This is a genomic window from Fervidobacterium sp. (genome assembly GCA_026419195.1).
Taxonomy (GTDB): Bacteria; Thermotogota; Thermotogae; order Thermotogales; family Fervidobacteriaceae; genus Fervidobacterium.
The window spans coordinates 1-20,089 of sequence record JANZZV010000014.1; the positions used below are offsets into that span (position 1 = coordinate 1).

At 33.3% G+C, this 20,089-nt stretch carries 22 protein-coding genes and 2 riboswitches; of the genes, 15 read left to right on the forward strand and 7 right to left on the reverse strand.

Annotated elements, in window-relative coordinates; all coding sequences use genetic code 11:
- Window positions 1–300: 300 nt before the first annotated feature.
- Window positions 301–1,602, reverse strand: a complete 1,302-nt coding sequence (hcp, locus tag N2Z58_09035; protein MCX7654800.1) for a hydroxylamine reductase — start codon at window positions 1,600–1,602, stop codon at window positions 301–303.
- A 137-nt stretch (window positions 1,603–1,739) separates the two neighbouring features.
- Between hcp and N2Z58_09040 the strand changes: the two genes are divergently transcribed.
- Both N2Z58_09040 and N2Z58_09045 read left to right on the forward strand, forming a co-directional pair.
- On the forward strand, window positions 1,740–2,432 hold the full coding sequence (locus N2Z58_09040) for a Crp/Fnr family transcriptional regulator (protein ID MCX7654801.1): 693 nt from the start codon (window positions 1,740–1,742) through the stop codon (window positions 2,430–2,432).
- A 21-nt stretch (window positions 2,433–2,453) separates the two neighbouring features.
- On the forward strand, window positions 2,454–2,912 hold the full coding sequence (locus tag N2Z58_09045) for a hypothetical protein (GenBank protein MCX7654802.1): 459 nt from the start codon (window positions 2,454–2,456) through the stop codon (window positions 2,910–2,912).
- Window positions 2,913–2,926: 14 nt separating this feature from the next.
- On the opposite strand, the gene N2Z58_09050 is transcribed toward N2Z58_09045, so the two are convergent.
- On the reverse strand, window positions 2,927–4,102 hold the full coding sequence (locus tag N2Z58_09050) for an ATP-binding protein (GenBank protein MCX7654803.1): 1,176 nt from the start codon (window positions 4,100–4,102) through the stop codon (window positions 2,927–2,929).
- 140 nt (window positions 4,103–4,242) lie between these two features.
- A riboswitch (cobalamin riboswitch) is annotated at window positions 4,243–4,409 on the forward strand.
- A gap of 61 nt (window positions 4,410–4,470) precedes the next feature.
- Between N2Z58_09050 and cobT the strand changes: the two genes are divergently transcribed.
- The 4 genes from cobT to N2Z58_09070 are packed head-to-tail and all read left to right on the forward strand — an operon-like array spanning window position 4,471 to window position 7,405.
- Complete coding sequence (gene cobT, locus N2Z58_09055) at window positions 4,471–5,511, forward strand: nicotinate-nucleotide--dimethylbenzimidazole phosphoribosyltransferase (GenBank protein ID MCX7654804.1); 1,041 nt, start codon at window positions 4,471–4,473, stop codon at window positions 5,509–5,511.
- Entirely contained in the window at window positions 5,508–6,005 is a 498-nt protein-coding gene (gene cobU / locus N2Z58_09060) for a bifunctional adenosylcobinamide kinase/adenosylcobinamide-phosphate guanylyltransferase (protein MCX7654805.1), read from the forward strand. The genes cobT and cobU overlap by 4 nt, the downstream gene beginning before the upstream one ends.
- Window positions 6,002–6,658 (forward strand): hypothetical protein, encoded by a 657-nt coding sequence (locus N2Z58_09065; protein ID MCX7654806.1) that lies wholly within the window; start codon window positions 6,002–6,004, stop codon window positions 6,656–6,658. The genes cobU and N2Z58_09065 overlap by 4 nt, the downstream gene beginning before the upstream one ends.
- A 3-nt stretch (window positions 6,659–6,661) precedes the next feature.
- Window positions 6,662–7,405: an adenosylcobinamide-GDP ribazoletransferase gene (locus N2Z58_09070; GenBank protein ID MCX7654807.1), complete on the forward strand. Its 744-nt coding sequence runs from the start codon at window positions 6,662–6,664 to the stop codon at window positions 7,403–7,405.
- Window positions 7,406–7,506: 101 nt separating this feature from the next.
- On the opposite strand, the gene N2Z58_09075 is transcribed toward N2Z58_09070, so the two are convergent.
- Genes N2Z58_09075 through isdE form a run of 5 tightly spaced genes read right to left on the reverse strand, consistent with a single transcriptional unit; the run spans window position 7,507 to window position 11,915 of the window.
- Window positions 7,507–8,727 (reverse strand): radical SAM protein, encoded by a 1,221-nt coding sequence (locus tag N2Z58_09075; protein ID MCX7654808.1) that lies wholly within the window; start codon window positions 8,725–8,727, stop codon window positions 7,507–7,509.
- Window positions 8,706–9,248, reverse strand: a complete 543-nt coding sequence (locus tag N2Z58_09080; protein MCX7654809.1) for a flavodoxin family protein — start codon at window positions 9,246–9,248, stop codon at window positions 8,706–8,708. Before N2Z58_09080 ends, N2Z58_09075 begins: the two co-directional genes overlap by 22 nt.
- Before the next feature lie 14 nt (window positions 9,249–9,262).
- Complete coding sequence (locus tag N2Z58_09085) at window positions 9,263–10,036, reverse strand: ABC transporter ATP-binding protein (protein ID MCX7654810.1); 774 nt, start codon at window positions 10,034–10,036, stop codon at window positions 9,263–9,265.
- Window positions 10,029–11,048, reverse strand: a complete 1,020-nt coding sequence (locus tag N2Z58_09090) for an iron ABC transporter permease (GenBank protein MCX7654811.1) — start codon at window positions 11,046–11,048, stop codon at window positions 10,029–10,031. Before N2Z58_09090 ends, N2Z58_09085 begins: the two co-directional genes overlap by 8 nt.
- Before the next feature lie 12 nt (window positions 11,049–11,060).
- Window positions 11,061–11,915 (reverse strand): heme ABC transporter substrate-binding protein IsdE, encoded by an 855-nt coding sequence (gene isdE / locus N2Z58_09095; protein ID MCX7654812.1) that lies wholly within the window; start codon window positions 11,913–11,915, stop codon window positions 11,061–11,063.
- Between the two features lie 325 nt (window positions 11,916–12,240).
- Window positions 12,241–12,419, forward strand: a riboswitch (cobalamin riboswitch).
- Window positions 12,420–12,467: 48 nt separating this feature from the next.
- Here isdE and N2Z58_09100 point away from each other — a divergent pair.
- From N2Z58_09100 to N2Z58_09140, 9 genes are read left to right on the forward strand one after another with little or no spacing between them, the layout of a single operon-like run.
- Window positions 12,468–14,207 carry an ABC transporter substrate-binding protein gene (locus tag N2Z58_09100; GenBank protein ID MCX7654813.1) on the forward strand — a complete coding sequence of 580 codons (1,740 nt, stop codon included), beginning with the start codon at window positions 12,468–12,470 and terminating at the stop codon, window positions 14,205–14,207.
- A gap of 15 nt (window positions 14,208–14,222) precedes the next feature.
- Window positions 14,223–14,591, forward strand: a complete 369-nt coding sequence (locus N2Z58_09105; protein ID MCX7654814.1) for a CbiX/SirB N-terminal domain-containing protein — start codon at window positions 14,223–14,225, stop codon at window positions 14,589–14,591.
- On the forward strand, window positions 14,575–15,258 hold the full coding sequence (locus tag N2Z58_09110) for a precorrin-8X methylmutase (protein ID MCX7654815.1): 684 nt from the start codon (window positions 14,575–14,577) through the stop codon (window positions 15,256–15,258). Before N2Z58_09105 ends, N2Z58_09110 begins: the two co-directional genes overlap by 17 nt.
- Entirely contained in the window at window positions 15,242–16,306 is a 1,065-nt protein-coding gene (gene cbiD, locus N2Z58_09115) for a cobalt-precorrin-5B (C(1))-methyltransferase CbiD (GenBank protein MCX7654816.1), read from the forward strand. The genes N2Z58_09110 and cbiD overlap by 17 nt, the downstream gene beginning before the upstream one ends.
- On the forward strand, window positions 16,307–16,978 hold the full coding sequence (gene cbiE, locus N2Z58_09120; protein MCX7654817.1) for a precorrin-6y C5,15-methyltransferase (decarboxylating) subunit CbiE: 672 nt from the start codon (window positions 16,307–16,309) through the stop codon (window positions 16,976–16,978).
- Between the two features lie 2 nt (window positions 16,979–16,980).
- A complete protein-coding gene (gene cbiT, locus N2Z58_09125; GenBank protein ID MCX7654818.1) occupies window positions 16,981–17,586 on the forward strand; it encodes a precorrin-6Y C5,15-methyltransferase (decarboxylating) subunit CbiT in 606 nt (201 codons plus the stop codon).
- 4 nt (window positions 17,587–17,590) lie between these two features.
- The gene (locus tag N2Z58_09130) at window positions 17,591–18,265 is read left to right on the forward strand and encodes a precorrin-2 C(20)-methyltransferase (GenBank protein ID MCX7654819.1); all 675 of its coding nucleotides are present in this window, start codon (window positions 17,591–17,593) and stop codon (window positions 18,263–18,265) included.
- 6 nt (window positions 18,266–18,271) lie between these two features.
- Entirely contained in the window at window positions 18,272–19,027 is a 756-nt protein-coding gene (gene cobM, locus N2Z58_09135; protein MCX7654820.1) for a precorrin-4 C(11)-methyltransferase, read from the forward strand.
- Entirely contained in the window at window positions 19,024–20,088 is a 1,065-nt protein-coding gene (locus N2Z58_09140) for a cobalamin biosynthesis protein (GenBank protein MCX7654821.1), read from the forward strand. The genes cobM and N2Z58_09140 overlap by 4 nt, the downstream gene beginning before the upstream one ends.
- The last annotated feature ends 1 nt before the right edge of the window (window position 20,089 follow it).

Consider the following 20,089-nt stretch of genomic DNA (forward strand, 5'->3'; position numbering starts at 1 on the left):
TCACAAAAGATGCTAAACCAAGAAAAATATACGTTGGTACACCTGCAAAAGAATTACGTGATGTTCCAAATGAACAACTAATTGAAAATCAAAGCTACTATAAAGAAAAATAATCGTTGAAATTTTTATATTATGCATTCCAAAGCAACCAATCAGTTAAATTTATATCTTTACTAACAGAGAAGTAAAACTTACAGCGGTTGATTTTTCCAAAAAAACCACAAAGTTTCAGGTTACTTATAGCTTGAAACTTTGTGGTTTTTACAGAATATTATGATTTTACAGTCAAATTCTTTTGAATTATATTTTTAAAATTTCTTTAATATCTTCTTCTGGTGCTTTTATCAACTTTAACTTGTATTTTTCAACAAGCACATCGAGTATATCTTTATTAACCCATGCCGGTAATACAGGTCCTATGTAAATTCCTTTTAATCCAAGAGCAAGTAATGTCCACAAAATAGCAACTGCTTTCTGCTCCATCCACGTTAATACAAGGGTTAGAGGAAGTTCTGTGACTTTAATTTTAAATGTTTCGGCAAGTGCCAGAGCAATTTCAAGTGCGACAATCGTATCGTTGCATTGACCGACATCTATTAATCTCGGAATTCCTTCGATCTCACCAAGCTGCAAATCATTTATTCTGAACTTTCCGCAGGCTAATGTTATCACTATTGTGTCTTTTGGTAATTTCTGAACAAACTCTCTGTAGTAGTTCCCTCGTTTTGTTGGTGTATCGCAACCACCAACAACAAAGAAATGTCTAATCTTCCCTGCTTCGACAAGCTGTTTTATCTTTTCAGCTAGTGATTTAACTACCTGAGTGGAGTACCCTGTCACTAGTTTATAATCTCCCGGCTTTTCCGGTAACTTTGGAAGAGATTTTGCCTTATCGATAACTTCAGAGTAGTCGTATCCATCTATATGTTTCACACCGGGTAATTTTGCAATCGACGTTGTAAACATTCTATCTTTGTATGATCCTTTTGGTATCAGCACACAGTTAGTTGTTCCAAGGATTGCGGCAGGATAGTTTTCAAAGAGCTCTCGTTGATCAAACCACGCCTTTCCAAGATTACCAGCCAAGTTTTTGTATTTCCTCAATCCTGGATAACCATGAGCTGGTAGCATCTCTGAATGGGTGTACACGTAAACATCTGTTCCTTCAACTTGTTTAAGCAACTCTTCAAGCGCTTTAAGGTTGTGACCAGTAACTATAATAGCATGCCCTTTCTTTGTTCCAGTATCTACCTCCACAGGAGTAGGTTCACCGTAAGTTTCTATATGAGCCTTTTTGAGAAGTTGCATAACCTTAAGATTCATCATACCAGCTTCAAGCGCTATCCTCACAAAATCTTCCGCATCGAAATTCACATTTGTAAGCGTTGAGTAAAGTCCTCTTCCAAGATACGCTGCTATTTCCTCATCGTGGTATCCAAGTTCTCTTGCATGATAGTAATATGCTGAAATACCCTTAAGGATGTACACTAAGTTATCCTGAAGCTTAGCTACTATTGGATCTTTTCCACATACACCAGTAACAGTGCACCCTTCACCATTCATTGCTTGGGAACACTGATAACAAAACATGTTAAGTGCCATAAGAATTCCTCCTTTCCAAAAATTTTAAAATTCTCCTAAAGCTTATTTGTAAATCAAAACCAACTTCTGAAATAATTATAAAACCAATTCACAAAATTTTCCGTAACCTATGTTACAATATCCGTGAGGTGGGAAGTATGAAAATGGAAGAAAGAAAAAATGTAATTGAAAAACTCAGCAAATGCGAAGTTTTTCAAAATTTGGAAGATTCTTTCATTGATGAAATTGTAAGTAATGGACAAATCGAACATTACGAGGCCAAGGAAATAGTCAGAAGAAGAGGTGAAAAATGCGAAGAAGTACTTGTGTTGATTGACGGCGAGGTATATGGATTGTTTGTGAATGCAGAAGGGCGCGTCTTACAAATTGATCATATGATAGCACCAAAGATACTTGCTTCTGCAGTCATATTCTCAACAGATTCAAAATATCCAGTGGATGTAGAAGCAGCTAAAAGATCTACTTTCCTAAGAATTGAAAAGAACAAATTCCTAAAATATATGCTCAAAAGTGAAGAGCTACTTCACAATTACCTTAAATATATGAGTGATGCTTTCTTATTTATAACTGATAAGTTCTACGAGATAGCCATGAAAAACTTGGTTCAAAAAGTTTGTACTTATCTTGTTGACCTTATTGATAAGCAAAGTTCTGATATAATTTTAATGGATATGAGTAAGGAAGAACTCTCCAGAGAATTTGGTGTCACAAGACCCGCGTTGTCCCGTGTATTTATTGAACTTGAGAAGGCTGGAATAATAGAAATTGATGGTAGGAAAGTACGTATAAGAAACGAAACATTCTTAAGAGATTATTCGGAATTTGGATAGTAAAGGGGAGGGTAAGTTCATATGGAAAGTTTAGATTTTGCAATCAAAGCGTTGAGATTACAGGGAAACGAAAACATGAGTCAGGTAAGACACCAATTTGAACTTTTGAAAGAAAAATTGAATCCTAAAAGATACGAAAAGAGTGTACTAAAACCTATCGCGGAAAAAAAGTTTAATGAATTGGAGACCGCATTTGAAATAATTAAGAATCACTTAAGTACAACCACAAGTGAAAGATATATTTTGTTTAACATTCCAAGGAATGATCTTAACAATTTTGTTTACACAACAGGAACGGTTGATCCATGTTGTTTTGAATGTTGTTGTCGATCTTGCGAAACAAGTCCAATGTCTTGCAACTGTTCAAATATTGGTTGCAATAGCTGCGATACAGGTCCTGGTTGCTCAAGCTTATCGTGTGACTGTAACAGCTCTTCCTGCTCTGGTTCGGGATGTTCAAATCTGAGTTGTAATTGTTAAGATATTTGTCGGCTTTACAAGTTAATTCTTCTTTGTAAGTAACTTTCGAAAAGAGGGTCTGTTATAATATATTTTCCTCTTCCAAGTTTTTCAACAATACCATGCTCACTTAACAATTTAAGTGTTCTACTCATAACCGAAGCAGTAGGAATACCGTATCTTTTCAACGTTTCTTGACTAAATGGTTCACTTTCTCCTTTTGTCAAGAGCGCAAGTATATTCCTAACATACCTATAATCAACTTTATCTATAAGCACGTCATAAGCATAAGACTCTCTATCACACAATATCTCATAAGCTTCAGTTACAATTTCCTTTGTTACGACACTATCTGTCTTATTCCAAGTCTCGTAGCATAATAACTGGAAAAAGTACGGATGCCCGCGAGTTAAGTTGAATATAAATTCAGCAGGTTCGTTCGGTAAACTCTTGTAAGATTCTTTGAATTTCTTTTGTGCGTATTGAATACAATCTTCTTTCGGCAAATATGTATCCACATCCATCCTCAGACATGAATGATACATTGCCCCGGATTTTTGAAAAAATAGACTTTCTAACATGTGCTTCTTAGAACCAGCAAAAAAGAATGATACATTATCTTCTATTTGAAAGTAGCTTCTTAAACTTTCTGGTAAATTTTTGTATATCCTTTCGTGTTCCTGAAATTCATCAAAGATGACTATAACTCTTCTTTTAAGGGTCTTAGACAGGCTTGAAAGTAACTTGTAACACTCATCTAATAAAATTTCTTCGTCTACATTAGAAGAAAAACTGAAGCTTACATGCTGAAAATTTATTGAAAATGAGATGTACCTTCCTAAATTTTTCAGATATTTGGTAACAAAACTAACAGGGTCTTTTTCTTTTAAAATTTGAAAAGACTGATTGATGAGCTGCGTGGATAAACCTTTTAACGAAATGACTCCAAAAAGATCAACGTACAAAACTACAAAAGAGGTACTTTCTTTAAATTTGTGCAAAAGCCATGTTTTTCCAAAACGTCTTGGAGCTAAAATAACTAAATTATTACCACTTTCTGCAACGTTTACCATATAATCTATCTCACGTTGTCTATCTATGAAATGTTCTTGGCTGTATCCTTTACCCACTTTGAATGGATTCATAAGATCTCTCCACAACTTTTTAATGTACACTTTTACATTATACCATGCAATTTTAAGATTAGGCAAAGTAATAAACAACCAAATATCTTTGAAAAAAATAGATTGGCAAACTTTGCTTTAAAAATTTCCACAATCTTGGTATACTATGTCATCTTGAACTATTGATAAGAAACTAAACAGTATGTTAAAATAAGTTGGTTAATATCATAGGTGAAACTATCCAGAGTGCCGGGAACACCGGTGAAAATCCGGGACTGCCCAGCAACCGTGAATGGGGACGAAACCCACATAATGCCACTGGCGACAGCTGGGAAGGCGTGGGGAGTAGAACGATCCATAAGTCGGGAGACCGACTCTGGATAGATTATTTTCCCGAAAGCTCGGGCTTTCCGGGAAATTTTTTCGTTAAATTTATTACTGGGAGGTAAGAACGTATGTTCCATGGGGATAAGTGGGAAGAACTTTCAAGGTCCATTATTCATCGATTAAACAACCTTACGAAACCTATTGGAAGTTTAGGGTACTTAGAAGATATCGCATTGAAGATGGGGCTTATACAAGGCAAGATTATACCAGATCTTCCTGAAGACAAAAGGGTGTACGTATTTACAGCAGACCATGGCGTAGTGGAGAATGGAGTCTCTGCATATCCGAAAGAAGTGACTTACCAAATGGTGTTGAACTTCTTAAGCGGTGGAGCGGCAATAAATGTCTTCTCAAGACATGTTGACGCGAGTGTGTACGTTGTTGACGCCGGTGTTGATGGTGACTTTGATTTTGATTCTCCTAAATTGATCAATGCAAAGGTAGGATATGGAACCAGGGATTTTACGAAAGGACCCGCAATGAGTCGTGAAGATGCCAAACTGTGCATTGAATATGGACGAAAAATAGCAAAAGATGCTATAAACGATGGTGCTGATTTACTGGTTGTTGGTGATATGGGAATAGGAAATACAACAACAGCTACGGCAATAGCCTGTGCATTTGGATTCGAAATAGATGAGATTCTTGATATAGGTACACCGTTAGATAACGACGGATTGAAAAGAAAAAAAGAGACAGTCTTAAAAGCTTTGGAAGTTAACAAGCCTGATCCATCTGATCCAATAGATGTATTGAGTAAAGTTGGTGGATTTTGTATTGGTCAAATGGCCGGATTTATCCTTGAAAGTGCTGAAAATGGTGTGCCAGTTGTCGTAGATGGCTTTCCAACATCTGCTGGTTTATTACTTGCATGGGAAATAAATCCATCAGTTGTTGATTACGTATTTGCAGGACATAAATCCAAAGTAAAAGGGCACAAAGTTATACTTGATACTCTTGGCTTGAGACCTATTCTCGATCTTGATATGCGATTAGGAGAGGGAACAGGCGCAGTACTTTCAATTTTTATAATAGAAGCAGCAATCAAAATGATTCGTGAGATGGCGACATTCGATTCTGCTGGTGTTTCGAAGGGGACAGATCAATGATAATGATCACTGGTGGTGTGAAATCAGGAAAAAGTTCTTTTGCACTTGACTTAGCCAGAAAATATGAAAAAAAGGCATTCTTAGCAACTGGTGTACCGTTTGACGAAGAGATGAAAACAAGAATAGAACGGCACAAAAAGGAAAGAGGAAACGATTTTGACACTTTCGAAGAACCTCTAGAAGTGCCAAAATTACTATCAGATATTTCATATAGATACGATGTTATCGTCTTTGACTGTCTCACAACTTATCTTGGAAACCTTTATCATTACAATGTAGATGTGGAGAATTATTTAGAGAAACTTCTTCGAGTATTTTCGCATTTAAAAACACAAGTGATCGTGATTACTAACGAAGTCGGATGGGGAATTATACCAGAGAATAAATTGGCAAGAGACTACGCAGAAATTCTTGGGAAAGCTAATACACAAATAGCAAAAATCTCGCAGGAAGTTTACTTAATGGTTAGTGGTATCGGAGTGCGTATAAAATGAGGAATGAATTAAAAAGACAGTTGATTGGCACCACTTCATGGCTTGTTCCAGGCACTTACTATGAAAATGCCAGGCTTGTTGCTCAATTCGTTGATTTTGTAGAATTGCTCGTTTACACATGGGATGATGAGACTAAAGATTTAATATCTTCAGAAGTTGAGAAACTTTTTTCTTTAACTCAATCGTATGGATTAAGTTACACTGTACACCTTCCGGTTGATAATTTTGGAAACGTACTAAGGGCTATTTACTTTTTTGAAAATATCAGAGATAAGTTAAATATAATAAACTACATCCTTCATCCATTTGAAGTCGACGATTTTGAATTGTTATTAACACGATTTACAAACATATCAGTTGAAAACCTCAAAGAAAAAGTTTATTACTCAGACAGAATGGTTTTTGATATAGGACATCACCTACTTGGAAATCGCGTCGATTTTTCAAAAATCAAAGATATTAAAGAAATACACTTGATGGGAATAAAAAATGGAAAAGATCATTTAACCACTAATGAAGAGACATTCAACTTAATCTATCAGTTGTTATCTCAAAAACTTTTTGATATTGAATTAATATGTTTTGAAGTATTTTCACTGAAAGACTTTATCGATTCACTCATAAGTTGGACAAGGTGGAAAAATAGTGTATAGGCGGTGATCTTACTGAAAAAGACTTTTGAAGAAATAATTCTTACCTTATCATTTTTGACAAGAATTCCTATAAAATTCACCAGCTCAAACGATTGGAAAGTCAGAATTAAAAACATTCCAATTTATTTTCCGTTAATCGGATACTTACCGGGACTAATCTATTATACTGGTGCAATGTTGTATAGAAAACACATGCATTTTGGATTGTTAATACAGATGTTGACAATATCTTTTGGTTTTTACATGTTTGATTTATTTCATTTTGATGGCTTACTTGATATGTTCGATGGTTTATTGAATCAATCAAATAAAGAAAAAAGATTAGAAATAATGAGTAAAGGGAACGTTGGACCATTTGCTGTATTTTATGGTACATTGTATGTTTTGACTTTTTGGGAGCTATTCAAACAAGTTGATCCTGCATCTTTTATATTTGGCAGTGTATTTGGTAGATACACAATGGACGTTGTAATGTTTTTTTCAAAGCCAGCAAAGCAAACAGGACTTGGTGCACTACTCTATCCGTTTAAAAAAATCACGGTCTTAGTGTCACTATTTTTCACGTTACCACTTTTTTTAACAAACGTTGAGTTATATATGATCTCATTGATAACGGCATTTATAGTAGGCATTACAATATCTATTACTTCTGTATCATTGGTTGGAGGAATTACGGGTGATATTCTTGGAGGAAGTTGTCTCATTGGGAAAATGATGATCTTAGTTTTGAGTTACATATCTAAGTAAAAAATCCCCCTAAAGGGGGGGAGAATAAGGAGGTGGTGTGGCTGACAAGTTAAACTAATACTTTTCAAAATTTTTAGATGGGAGAGGCGCATTTTTAATTCTTACAATTTTACAGACTCTTGGAGTATCTCAATCAGTTTTTTGCCTATATTATTACCCCAATAAGCTCCATTAATTGTTAGATATACCTTATCTTCCTTTTTTATCGCCAAGTTCTCTGAAATAAGCTGATCTATGTATTCCATCGCTTTAGATGAACTTCTTACAATTTCATTATCGATAGGTATTTCTAACATTTGTATTTTTCCTTTGATTTTTAAGAATTCTGAGTAAATGCCATCAACAACTATTCCGTTTCTGTTTTCAAAAAATTTAACAGATTGCTTATAACTTTCAAGATTGGGCGGGTTCATGATCAATACGTTTTTAAAATTACCACCTGCTCCTGCACCCAGGGGTAAAGTATCCTCACCTTTGTTCCTATTTACTATATATTTATATTCGTCTTTTTTTACCATTTTGGTCAATTCTAACATTTTGTATCCATTTTGAAAACTTGATTCAATTATTCTTGTAAAAAATTCAAAATCTGTTTCTTGATCCACTTCTGTTAAATTGTTCTTACCCATGTTTATTAAAGAGTACATAGAAAACCCATCAAGTTGAAGTTCAAAAATTGTTTTCAAATCTTCATCAAGCTCTTTTAAGGTTTGATCTGGATAGGAATAAATAATATCTATTCCAACAACTTTAAAATCTTTTTTCTTAAGTTTTTCAAGCTTGGCTTTCGCAAACTCACCACTTCCTTTTCTGCCTAACAATTTTCTACCTCTATTAGAAAAAGTTTGAATCCCCACACTTACTCTATTTACACCTACTTCAAATAATGTATCAATTTTTTCATCAGTTAGTTCACTTACACTTGTTTCAAAGGTAAATTCTGCATCATTCGTAAAGTTGAAACTCTCTTTAATCTTACAAACAAGCTTTTTTATCATTTCCGAAGACAAAACTGTTGGTGTACCTCCACCAAAATAAACGGCATCGAAGAGGGATTCTTTAATATAATCCAAATTACTGTATTTTTCAATTTCTTCTATAATTAGTAAGTAGTAATCCTCTGGAAGTTTAATCTGACTTCTAATAAGTGAACAAAAGCTGCACGTCTTGGTACAAAATGGAATGTGAACATATATTACAGATCTTCTTCCTGCAGGTCTTTCCTTAGATAAATGTTCTAAAATATTAATCTGGCTTCTGAAAAATTCATCTTTTCTCTTCATCATATCATGATGTGTCTTTATTCTGTTTTTAAAATACATAAATTACTCACCGCCTTTAAAAATACATTTTGCGCATTTTTAATATCATCTTCGTTTGGATGCTTTGCTGCTTCTTCGTATTTTTTTATTTTTTCTTTTGTTAGTGCATGTGGATGATTTGGAGGCAGTGTTTTAAAGAAATTAATCAGCTCTTCGCTCACTTTTCCTTGACAAATAAATGTTGTAATTACTTTATTTTGGTTTTTTTCAACCATTTCAATAGTTTTTCTCATACATTCCGTTGCATGATAGGATTTAGGAGAAGCGCCAAGAGTCATGAATATTCCTAAAAGTTTTCCCTTAATAACTTTAAGAAAGTTCAAAGCTTCCCAGTTAGGCATCCCTTTGTCCACCCAAAAGCCTACAATTATAAAATCAAAATTCAGAACAAATTCACTAGGGTTATTTATATCTTTTATAGGCACATATGTTGTTATGAATTTATCCAAAATTTCATAGATTCCATCAGCTACTTTTTTTGTATTTCCGGTTAAGCTTGAGTAAGTAAGTAAAATTCTCATAATATTTTTCCTCCTCAAACCGTTTCCTGGAAAACAAAGTAATACTCGCCGTTATCTTCTATCAGTTTGCTACGAATGCCAAAAACATTAATTAGTAATTCTTGAGTAATTACTTTTGAAGGTTCACCACAAGCTACTATTCTTCCTTGCTTAATAACAATTATGCTATCGCTATATTTGATAGCTTGGTTAATGTCATGAAGAACCATTATAACTGTCAACCCAAGCTCCTTGTTTATTTTTCTAATCAGGTTTAGGAACTCTATTTGATATCTAATATCAAGATAAGTTGTTGGTTCGTCTAAAAGCAAATACTTAGTATTTTGTACGAGTCCCACAGCTAGCCAAACTCTTTGTTTCTCGCCACCAGAAAGTTGAGAAAGTCGTCTTTCGGATAAGTGTGTAATTCTTGTTACTCTCATAGCCCATTCTATCAATTTAACGTCCTCTATTGTTAGATTATCAAAATACTTTTTATGAGGATTTCTACCAAAAGATAGGAGCTCTCTTACTGTCAAGTCTTCAGGAGCATAATTTTGCTGAAAAATTATTGAAAGTTTTTTAGCAATATCTCTTCTACTTAACTTAGATATATCCATCTTATCTATTAATATACTTCCACATCTTGGACTTAATATACGAGCCAATAAGTTTAACAAAGTAGATTTACCTGAACCATTCGGACCTATTATGCTTGTTATTATTCCGTCTTTTATTATTAAATTCAAATTTTCGAAAAAGATTTTTGTTTCTTCGAAAGAAAAAGACAAATTATCTATTTTAATCATTTTTACGCCTCCTTTTCAATAAATAAATAAAAAACGGAGCACCGAACATAGACATAGTTATTCCAACTGGTATTTCATATGGTTTAGCCATGTTTCGTGATAATGTATCAGCAAAAAGTAAGATGTTTGAACCTATTAAAATTGAAATTGGTATTAAATGCTTGTGACTTGAACCAATAAGAAATCTTGAAATATGTGGAGCAGTAAGAGCTAAAAAACCAACTATACCTACGATACTTGTTGATAGAGATGCTAAAAAAATAGCAACAAATGAGATTAACATTCTGTAAAGGTTAACATTTACACCTATACTCATAGAATTTTTTTCGTCGAGAGAAATTAAATCACATGCTTTTGACAATAAAAAGGAAATTAATAAAAGTATTGGTGAATAGGCTAATAATATACTAACATGTTTCCAGTTTCTACCAGCAATGCTACCATTGAGCCATGTCAGAATACCTGCAATTTTGTCTGAATTTAATATAGCAATTATGGAAGATATAGAACCTAAAAAAGCATTTATCGCTATACCTGAAAGCACAATTCTCACTGGCGATAAACCATTTTTCCAAGCTACAAGGTAGACTAAAACCGAGGCCAAAAGTCCTCCGAAAAAACTAATTATCGGTAAAAAGTATAAATAGTCAGGAAAATAAAGCATAACAATTATAGCAAAAATACTTGCCCCAGAAGAAACACCTGTTATACCAGGATCAACAAGTGGATTACGCATAACAGCTTGTAATAACACGCCTGAAACCGCTAAATTTGCTCCAACAATTATGGAAATCAAAATTCTGGGAAGCCGGAGATAAACAACAATTTCATAATTTTCGAATTTTTTACCAATGAAAAGCGAAAGCACGTCTTTTGCTGGTATTTTGACACTTCCTAAGATTAGTGAAAATACAAATTGCGAAAAAAGCAGCAACAAACAAAGTAAGAGATAAAATTGATAGTTCCTATCTTTCTCTACTCTGTCCACTATTTGTATCACAGTTTTTTTCATAACAATACTCCTTCACTTGAAAAGAATTTTAGATAACTTTTCAAGCGCATCAATAGCATTTAATTTTGCAGAAACACCAAAATATTCAGGCTCTAGATTATGTACTTTTCCATTCTTTACAGCTTCAAAACTATTCCATATTTTGTTTTCACTAAATTCTTTTTCAAACAATTCCCACACTATTCGTGGATCCGCGTGCGAAAATCTCAGTATTACATCCGGTTGGGAAATTAAAAGAGTTTCTAAGTTTATTGGAACATATGCACTTTCAGATTTAACTACATTAATACCTCCAAGTTTTTTTACAAGCGATCCAACAAATGATTTGTCAGTTGCAAGCATAAAATTACCAGGAGTACCAAAAATTATCATAACTTTAGGTTTTCTTTGTTCTTTAATACTTGCCAATATTCTAGCTTCCTTTAAATTTAACTCAGCAAGCAGTTTTTGTGCCTCTGAGCTTTTTCCTAATAATTTACCAAGTTCACTAATGGTAAACTTCAAATCGTCAATCGAGTTGAGTTTCACAAATTTATAAGGAATTTTGTTATCATCAAGATAATTCTTTAAGCTACTTTCAAGAGAAGCATCCGAAACAAATAAATCAGGTTTTAACGATTTTAAAACTTCTAAATCAGGTTTCATAGGGTTACCTATGCGTGGTAAGTTTTCAAATTCTTTCGGGAGTTCATAATTTGTTGTTGGAACTGCTATAACGTTTACAGAGAGTTTAGAAAGTATTTCTGAAATCGCGACTGTCCCAGCAATCACCCGTTTTGGAGTGTTGTAATCTTTAGAAAACAAAGTAGCTGTGCTGATAAAAACAAGTAAGGAAAAAAATAATAAAAACTTAAGCTTTCCTAACATACTACAACCTCCCTATAAATAGTAACGTTTAACAATCCCTTTTTCGTAAGTTTGTTTTTTAATAGCTTAATGATAATGAGTCTCAATTGCAATGTTAAATATATCACAAGTTCAGTTTAATGTCAATAGTAATTTTTCAAATTTTCTGTATATATTGATAATCTAGGCAATCTTAAATTTTTTTGTTTTAAAAATTCAAAGCTGAAGCTAAGAAAATTACAATAAAACGAGAAAATAAAAAATTTTATATAACCAACTTGAAAAATACTAAAAAGTTGGTAATTGACAAATAAATTTGTAAATTTATAATTGTGTTGAAAAATTTAATAATCCAAGCATTACAGGTCTAAACAGGTTAAAAGGGAACGCCGGTGAAAGTCCGGGGCTGCCCAGCAACCGTGAGTAGGGACGAAACCCACAAAATGCCACTGGCGATAGCTGGGAAGGCGTGGGGAATAGGATGATCTACGAGCCGGGAGACCTGCCTGTAGTGTATGTTTTTCCCGAATCCTAAGGGGATTTTGGGAAAATTTGTTTTTTGGAGGTGTTGGTATGATTAAATCCAAAGTTGGGATTGTATTGATTTTTTTGTTTGTACCTATTTGCCTATTTTCAACTTATTTAGGACTTGAATCTTCCGGGCTGAAAGGTGGCAAACTAACTCTTATACTGACTACAGCTCCACAGACTCTTAATCCTTTTAATTCTGGAACTGGAGATACTTCAATAATTGGTCATCTTTTGGGAAGAGGGGGAAGACTTGCTGAATACAACGAAATTGATAAAAAGTATTATCCTGGTATTGCAGAAAATTGGAAAGGTCCAAGAATTACTAAGGACGGAGGAATGGAAATATTATTTTACTTAAGAAAGGGAATTAAATGGAGTGACGGGAAGCCGTTTAGTGTCGATGATGTTATCTTTACATTTAACAATATAATTCTAAATCCAAAATTTCCGAACAGAATACAGGATCAATTAAAAACAACTAATGGAATTCTTCCAGAAGTTACGAAAATAGATGATTTTACTTTCAGAGTTTACTATAAAGAGATTTATAGACCTGCATTTGACGCTATCGTTAGGATTTACATTCTTCCAAAACACGTTTGGGAACCTCAGCTAAGATACAAAAAAATAACCGAAATATGGGATATAGGCGCTATTTCGAGGGGAGAAGCAGTTGGGCTAGGACCATTCATTCCTGTCGAATATGTACCAGATCAGTATGTAAGATTGGTCAGAAATCCTTATTATTGGAAAAAAGATAAAAACGGTCAGCAACTTCCCTATTTAGATGAAGTTGTTTATAAAATAGTGCCAAACTACGAAGCTGGAAAATTGACTTTTTTAACTGGTGGAGCTGATGTCTTTGCTCCAAGAGGTGCGGATGTTATCAGTATAAGGGAGAAAGGTAATTTCATTGTTTATAGACAAGGTCCCACTCAATCCATTCAATATTTAGCATTTAATTTCAACGCTAAGGATCCAATTAAACGAAATTGGTTTAGAAATATACACTTTAGAAAAGCGATTGCTTATAGTATAAATAAAACTTCTCTTATAAATGTTGTCTATCATGGCTTAGCCGTTGAACAAAACAGTGTAGTAGCCTTCATGTCACCATTTTACAATGAGAATATTGTAGTAAAATACAAATACGATATTTCAAGAGCGAAAGCAGAGCTTTTGTTGGGTGGTTTTAAGTTTGGAAAAGACGGAATACTCTACGATAAGAAGGGTAACAAAGTAGAATTTACACTTGTGACTGATTCAAGTGATACGTTCCGTGAGCAAATTTGTAATATACTAATAAATGAATGGAAAAAAATAGGAATAAGCTCAAGATTGGTAATTCTTGATAGAAATATTGTTTCAAGGCTCATTGAACAAACAGGCGAATGGGAAGCTGTTGTCAGTGGACTTATGGCATTTGAAGAACCGCAATTGTCTGCCCATATTTGGCGTTCTGACGGGATACGACATTTTTGGAACTTCCATCCAAAAGTTGCTAAGTGGGTTTCTGAAAAAGATTACGTAAAATTCGAATTTGAAGAACAAGTAGATAAGATTTTAGAAAATAATGTTTTAACACTTGATGATGAAATTGCGAAAAATTATTGGTACGCATTTCAAAGAATAATTTCTGAAAACTTACCGATTATTCCTCTTGTTTCTAGTATAAAATTTTTGGCATGGAATGAGAAGTTAAAAAATGTTACACCTGGCGAGTTAGATTCAATAAATTGGTGTTTAGACAGAATTTATATAGAAGAATTCAAACAAAGATAAGGAGGATATGTAAAAATGAAAATAATACTTTTGGTGTCTCATGGCAGTCGTGTACCAGAATCCATTACTGTGTGTGAAAAGGTAAAAAATGACCTGGAAAATTTAATAAGCGATAAAATTGAACTATGTTATATGGAACTTTCAAAACCTTCTATAGAAGAAAAGGTGGAAGAACTTTACAACAAAGGCTATAAAAATATAATTGTTCTTCCATTTTTCCTTTTCGAGGGTATGCACATAAAAGTAGACATTCCTGAAATATTGGAAAAACTCGCTGAAAAGTTCAAAATATCGTTCTGTATAGCAAAACCCATAGGGTATGATAAAAGATTAGCGTATATTCTCAAAGAACGTTTGGACGAAGTTGGTGAAAGTTGTGCTTAGTTATTTGAACTCACCGGCGGAAATTGAATTAAAAAGTTTTAGTATAATAAAAAGCAAAGTCAACAGATTAGACTTATCAGATGAAGAAAAGGAGATATTACTTAGGATAATCCATACAACTGCTGACTTTCAATTTCAAGAATTATTTTACATTTCAAAAAACTTTTTAGATTATTGGTACGAAATGATATTATCTGCTAAAAAAGAGAATAAGAAAATATCAGTTTATGTTGATACCGAGATGATAAGGGCAGGAGTTAATAAAAACAAGCTTAGACTTGTTGGTATAAACCTTTTCTGCCCGGTTAATTATGACTCTGTTAAAAAAATTGCTGAAAAAACACAACTTACAAGGGCAATTGTCGGAATAGATTGGACTGTAAAGAATAGGAAAAGCACCAGAGTCTTTGTTATAGGTAACTCTCCAACCGCATTGTTTAGGTTGTGTGAGCACCTTCAAAAAAATGTAATTGATAATGTTGTTGTTATAGGTGTTCCTGTGGGATTTGTAGGGGCTAAAGAGTCTAAACTCTTTTTGCAAAAACTCAACGTACCTAAGATTTTGATTAAAGGTGAGAAAGGCGGTAGTACAATAGCAGTCGCAATTTTGAATTCATTGTTAAATCTATCAATTAGAAAGTTGGGATTTAATGAAAATCCAAAATAACTTAAGATATGGTTACACTACTGGAACCTGTGCCGCAGCCGCTACAAAAGCAGCGCTTTATATGTTGATAAATCAAAAACCTGTATTTCTTGTAGAAATACAAACTCCTTCTAATTTTGATTTATTACTGAACGTTGATTTTCCATTTTTCAACAAAGATTATTCAGAATGCGCAGTAAGAAAGGATGCTGGTGATGATCCTGATGTCACAAACGGACTTTATATCTTTTCAAAGGTCGAGTTTATAAGTCAAAAAACGATAGAAATACTTGGATCAGAAGGAATTGGAATTGCTACAAAAAAAGGACTTAGCGTATCTGTAGGTGATTATGCTATTAATCCAGTCCCCAGAAAAATGATAGAAAGAGAAATCGATAGAATTTTGAAAAACTATGGCTTAGAAAATGGAGTAAGGGTAACTTTAAGCATACCAAAAGGAGAAGTGGTAGCAAAGAAAACTCTTAATCCAAAGTTAGGAATAAAAGGTGGACTTTCCATTCTTGGAACAACAGGTATTGTTAAGCCCATATCTCATGAAGCGTTTGAAAATTCTCTAAGATTAGAAATTAATCAACTCTCACATTATTCAGAAACAATAGTTTTAACACCTGGAAATACTGGAATGAAAAAGGCATTAGAATACGGTTTTTCAAACGAAAATATTGTCGTCTTCGGTAATTTTCTAAATGTTGCATTGGAAGTTATAAAATATAATAATTTCAAGCAGGTATATCTGATAGGTGAATTAGGAAAGCTAATAAAAGTCGCAGGTGGTATTTTTAATACGCACAGTAAAGTGGCAGACGCACGCAAGGAAATTTTTGTATACTATCTAACATTATTCTGTAAAGGTAATTTGCACCATGAGATATTCCAGAAATTGACAAACGCTGTTACAACGAAAGAAATGCTTCAGATCCTGCGTGAATACAATATCAATACGGCTAAATTTTTAAATTTTCTCGAAAAAATAATAATAGATAGGGTGCGAGAATACATAGACAAAGATGTAAAAATATATGTAAAGGTTTTTTCAGAGGGTGATTAAATGATAAGCATTGTAGGTATTGGTCCAGGTGATTTGGATTATATAAGTAACATGTCAGTTCAAAAAATTCTTAACGCAGATGTATTAATAGGTGGAAAAAGACATTTGGATTTATTTAAGGATCTTAAAGGTAAGGAATTTATAAGTTATGATTCAAGTCTTGATTTGGTTAAGTTGTTACAAAACTATCCTCCGGAGAAAAAAATAGTTTTCTTGGCTTCAGGCGATCCATTACTTCACGGCATCTTTGCTGTAATATCTAAACACATTGATAAGAACTTGATAGAAGTAATACCAGGAATTAGTGCCATACAGTATCTTTGTTCAAAAGTAAAAGTCTCTACAGATAATCTTATAACACTTTCTCTTCACGGAAAAAAATTAACCGAAGAGTTTATACAAGAAATGTTGTTTTTATTAAGAAAATACGGAAAAGTCGCTGCTTTTACCGACTCAGTGAATACACCAAAAAAAATCGTTAATGAAATGCTGAAAAGTAATGATTTTACCGACTTTCTAAACTCTTGCCCGAATGAGATTAAACTTTACATTGGAGAAGATTTGTCTTATAAAAACGAGAGAATTTATGAGTTTAAATTTCTAGACTTTTTGATCTTTCCGAACGATTTTTCCAACTTAGTTACCATACTTATAACCTTGGAGGGACGATGAAATTGAAAAAAGTTTTTGGAATAAAGGACTATGAATTTGAATTATCCGGTAAAGTTCCGTACACAAAAGAAGAAGTAAGAGCTATTATCTTCCACAAATTAAATTTGAAAGAGTCCTCGGTGCTCTGGGACATTGGTTCAGGTACTGGTACAATTTCTATTGAATTTGCAAATCTATTACCAAAAGGACGTGTTTATTCTATAGACAAAGATCCACATGCATTCGATGTAATGAAAAAAAATACACAAAGATTCGGTTTGAAAAACATTGTTCCTATTTTTGGCGAAGCTCCAGAGGTTTTGGAAAGTTTAGAAGTACCAACACACATTTTCATCGGAGGAACAGATCAAAGACTAAAAGAAATATTAGCCTATATATTAGAAGTTGGGAAAAAAGTCAAGATAATAGAAAAAATAATTATTACAGCTGTATCTATCGAAACTTTTATTCAAAGCTTTGAGATAATTAATAGTGAAGAATTTGTAAATTTTTCTAATCATGAAATTGTTCAAATTTACATATCTAGAGCTAATAAAATTTCAAAATACAATATCTTAAAACCAGCTAACCCAATTTTTTTATTTGATATATCACCTTGCTGGGAGTGAAAAAATGAAAGGAAAACTTTACGCAATTGGTGTTGGACCTGGCGATAAAGAATTGATTACGTTGAAAGCTTACAAAATACTTAAGCAGGCTGATATAGTTTTCTTACCATCGGGAAGAAAAGATTTTAGCTGGGCACTCAACGTAATTAAGGATTATATTCAATGTCCGTATGTTCTCTTACCATTTCAAATGGAAAAAGATAAAAATGAAACAATCAAAGAAAATGCTCTCAAAATTTATAATCACATAAAAGATAATAAGCAATGCGTTTTCGCTACCGCAGGAGATGTTTCAATGTATAGTACTTTTTGGTATCTCTATGGAGAACTCAAAAAAATAGATCAAGATCTCGACGTTGAGATAATTCCGGGTATTAATTCTTTTTCGGCTGCCAGCGCACGTTTGAAAATACCTGTAGCACAAGGACAAGAGAATTTTTGTGTACTTTCTTTTGGTCAAAAACAAGTGATCAAAAGCCAAATTTTTGAGAATATTATCGTATTAAAGCCCATTAAAGAAGTTGATGATTTGATAAATGAATTTATAGAAAATGGTTATAGAGAGATAAAAATAGCTGAAAAAGTTGGGACATTGGATGAGAAGTTAGGAAATCCTGAAGACTTTGATTTAAGTAAAAAAGAATATTTTAGACTTATAATAGCAAAAAAGCAAAGGTGAGGATTAATGGTGTATTTTATCGGTGTAGGACCAGGAGATAGCGAATTAATAACTTTAAAGGCTTTGAAAATTATATCTACCAGTGATGTAATAATATACGCTGGGTCTTTAATAAACCAAGAAATACTTAACTATTCAAAAAATGATGCCGAAAAGTTTGATAGTTCTCGCATGAACCTTGAAGAAATTATTCAAATAATTGAAGAAAATTGGAAAAAAAGAAGAAAAATATCAAGATTGCATCCTGGCGATCCTTCATTATACGGTGCTATTTACGAGCAGGCAAAAGAACTTGATAAAAGAGGTATAGAATACGAAGTTATTCCCGGCGTAAGTTCACTATTTGGTGCCGTTTCAAGGTTAAAACTTGAGTTCACACCACCCCAAGTATCTCAGACACTTATTATAACACGCTTAGAGGGAAAAACAGCCGTCCCTGAAAAAGAAAAACTCTCTTATCTTGCTTCTCACCAATCAAGCATGGCAATTTTTCTAAGTGTTCATATGATTGAAAAAGTCGTTCAAGAATTGAGGGCCGGAGGTTATAGTGATAATACCCCTGTTTGTGTTGTTTACAAGGCAACTTGGAAAGATGAAAAAATAATAAAAGGTAGGTTGGAAAATATTGCTGAGCTCGTCAAAAAAGAAGGTGTTGATAAATTTTCAATTATTTTCGTTGGAAATTTCCTAGAACCTTATGGCGAATACTCAAAGCTGTACGACAAGAACTTCTCACATTCTTTTAGGAGGAAACAAGCTTGACTGAAAACCAGAAAGTTGCTTTCGTTGTTATATCCAAAAACGGTTTAAAAATGGCAAGATTCTTAACAAAACTCTTAGGCGGTGATATATTTTGTCTTAACAAATATAAAGAAGATGATTGTATTGGTTTTGAAAAAGTTACCGAAATAACACAGAATATATTCAAGAAATATAATATTATTGTTTATATAATGGCAACGGGAATAGTTGTAAGAAGTATATCGAATTTAATAAATAATAAGTTTTTGGACCCAGCAGTTATCGTGATAGATGACGCTGGAAAGTTTGTTATAAGCCTAATTTCTGGGCACTTTGGAGGAGCAAATGAGTTAACAATTCTTATAGCTAATTTTTTAAATGCAATACCAGTGGTCACCACCGCAACTGATGTGCACAATAAGTTTTCAATTGATAATTATATGAAAAAGTACTTCATGTTGCCAAATGATTACAAAGAGCTTAAATTATTCTCCGTCAAGATTTTAAAAGGTGAAAAATTAAACATCTACATTGAAGAGCAACTTTCCGAATTCTCATTTGTAAAAGAAATAATAAATCAAATTCCTCATGCTTGTTTTCATTTTAATTATTTAAACAGCATAAACTACGACTTGTTGATAACTTTCAAGGACAATTTATTTGGATCTGTAATACTCTACCCTAAGATCTTGCACGTTGGAATTGGCTTTTCAACAAAGGTTAACTCCTCAGATTTACTTTTTGCTGTTGAGGAAAGCTTCAAAAAGTATAACTTATCAATTAAATCCTTAAAAAGTGTATCTTCACTGGAAAAAAAGGTTCAAACAAACGTATTTCAAGACTTCTACGAAAAGCTTTGTTCTTACACTTTTGTTCAGAAAAATAGTTTCTGTGTGGAGAAATTAAAAGCGCACGAAGATAAATTTCAAGGATCTGATTTCGTAAAAGGTGCGGTAGGAATTGGAGCGGTTGCAAGACCTTGTGCTTATTTATCGAGTAAAAAAGGTATAGAAATATTCTACGAAAAAATGAAAGGTGTAACAATTTCAACATTCATCGAAAATCCGAAAGGAGATGATTAAA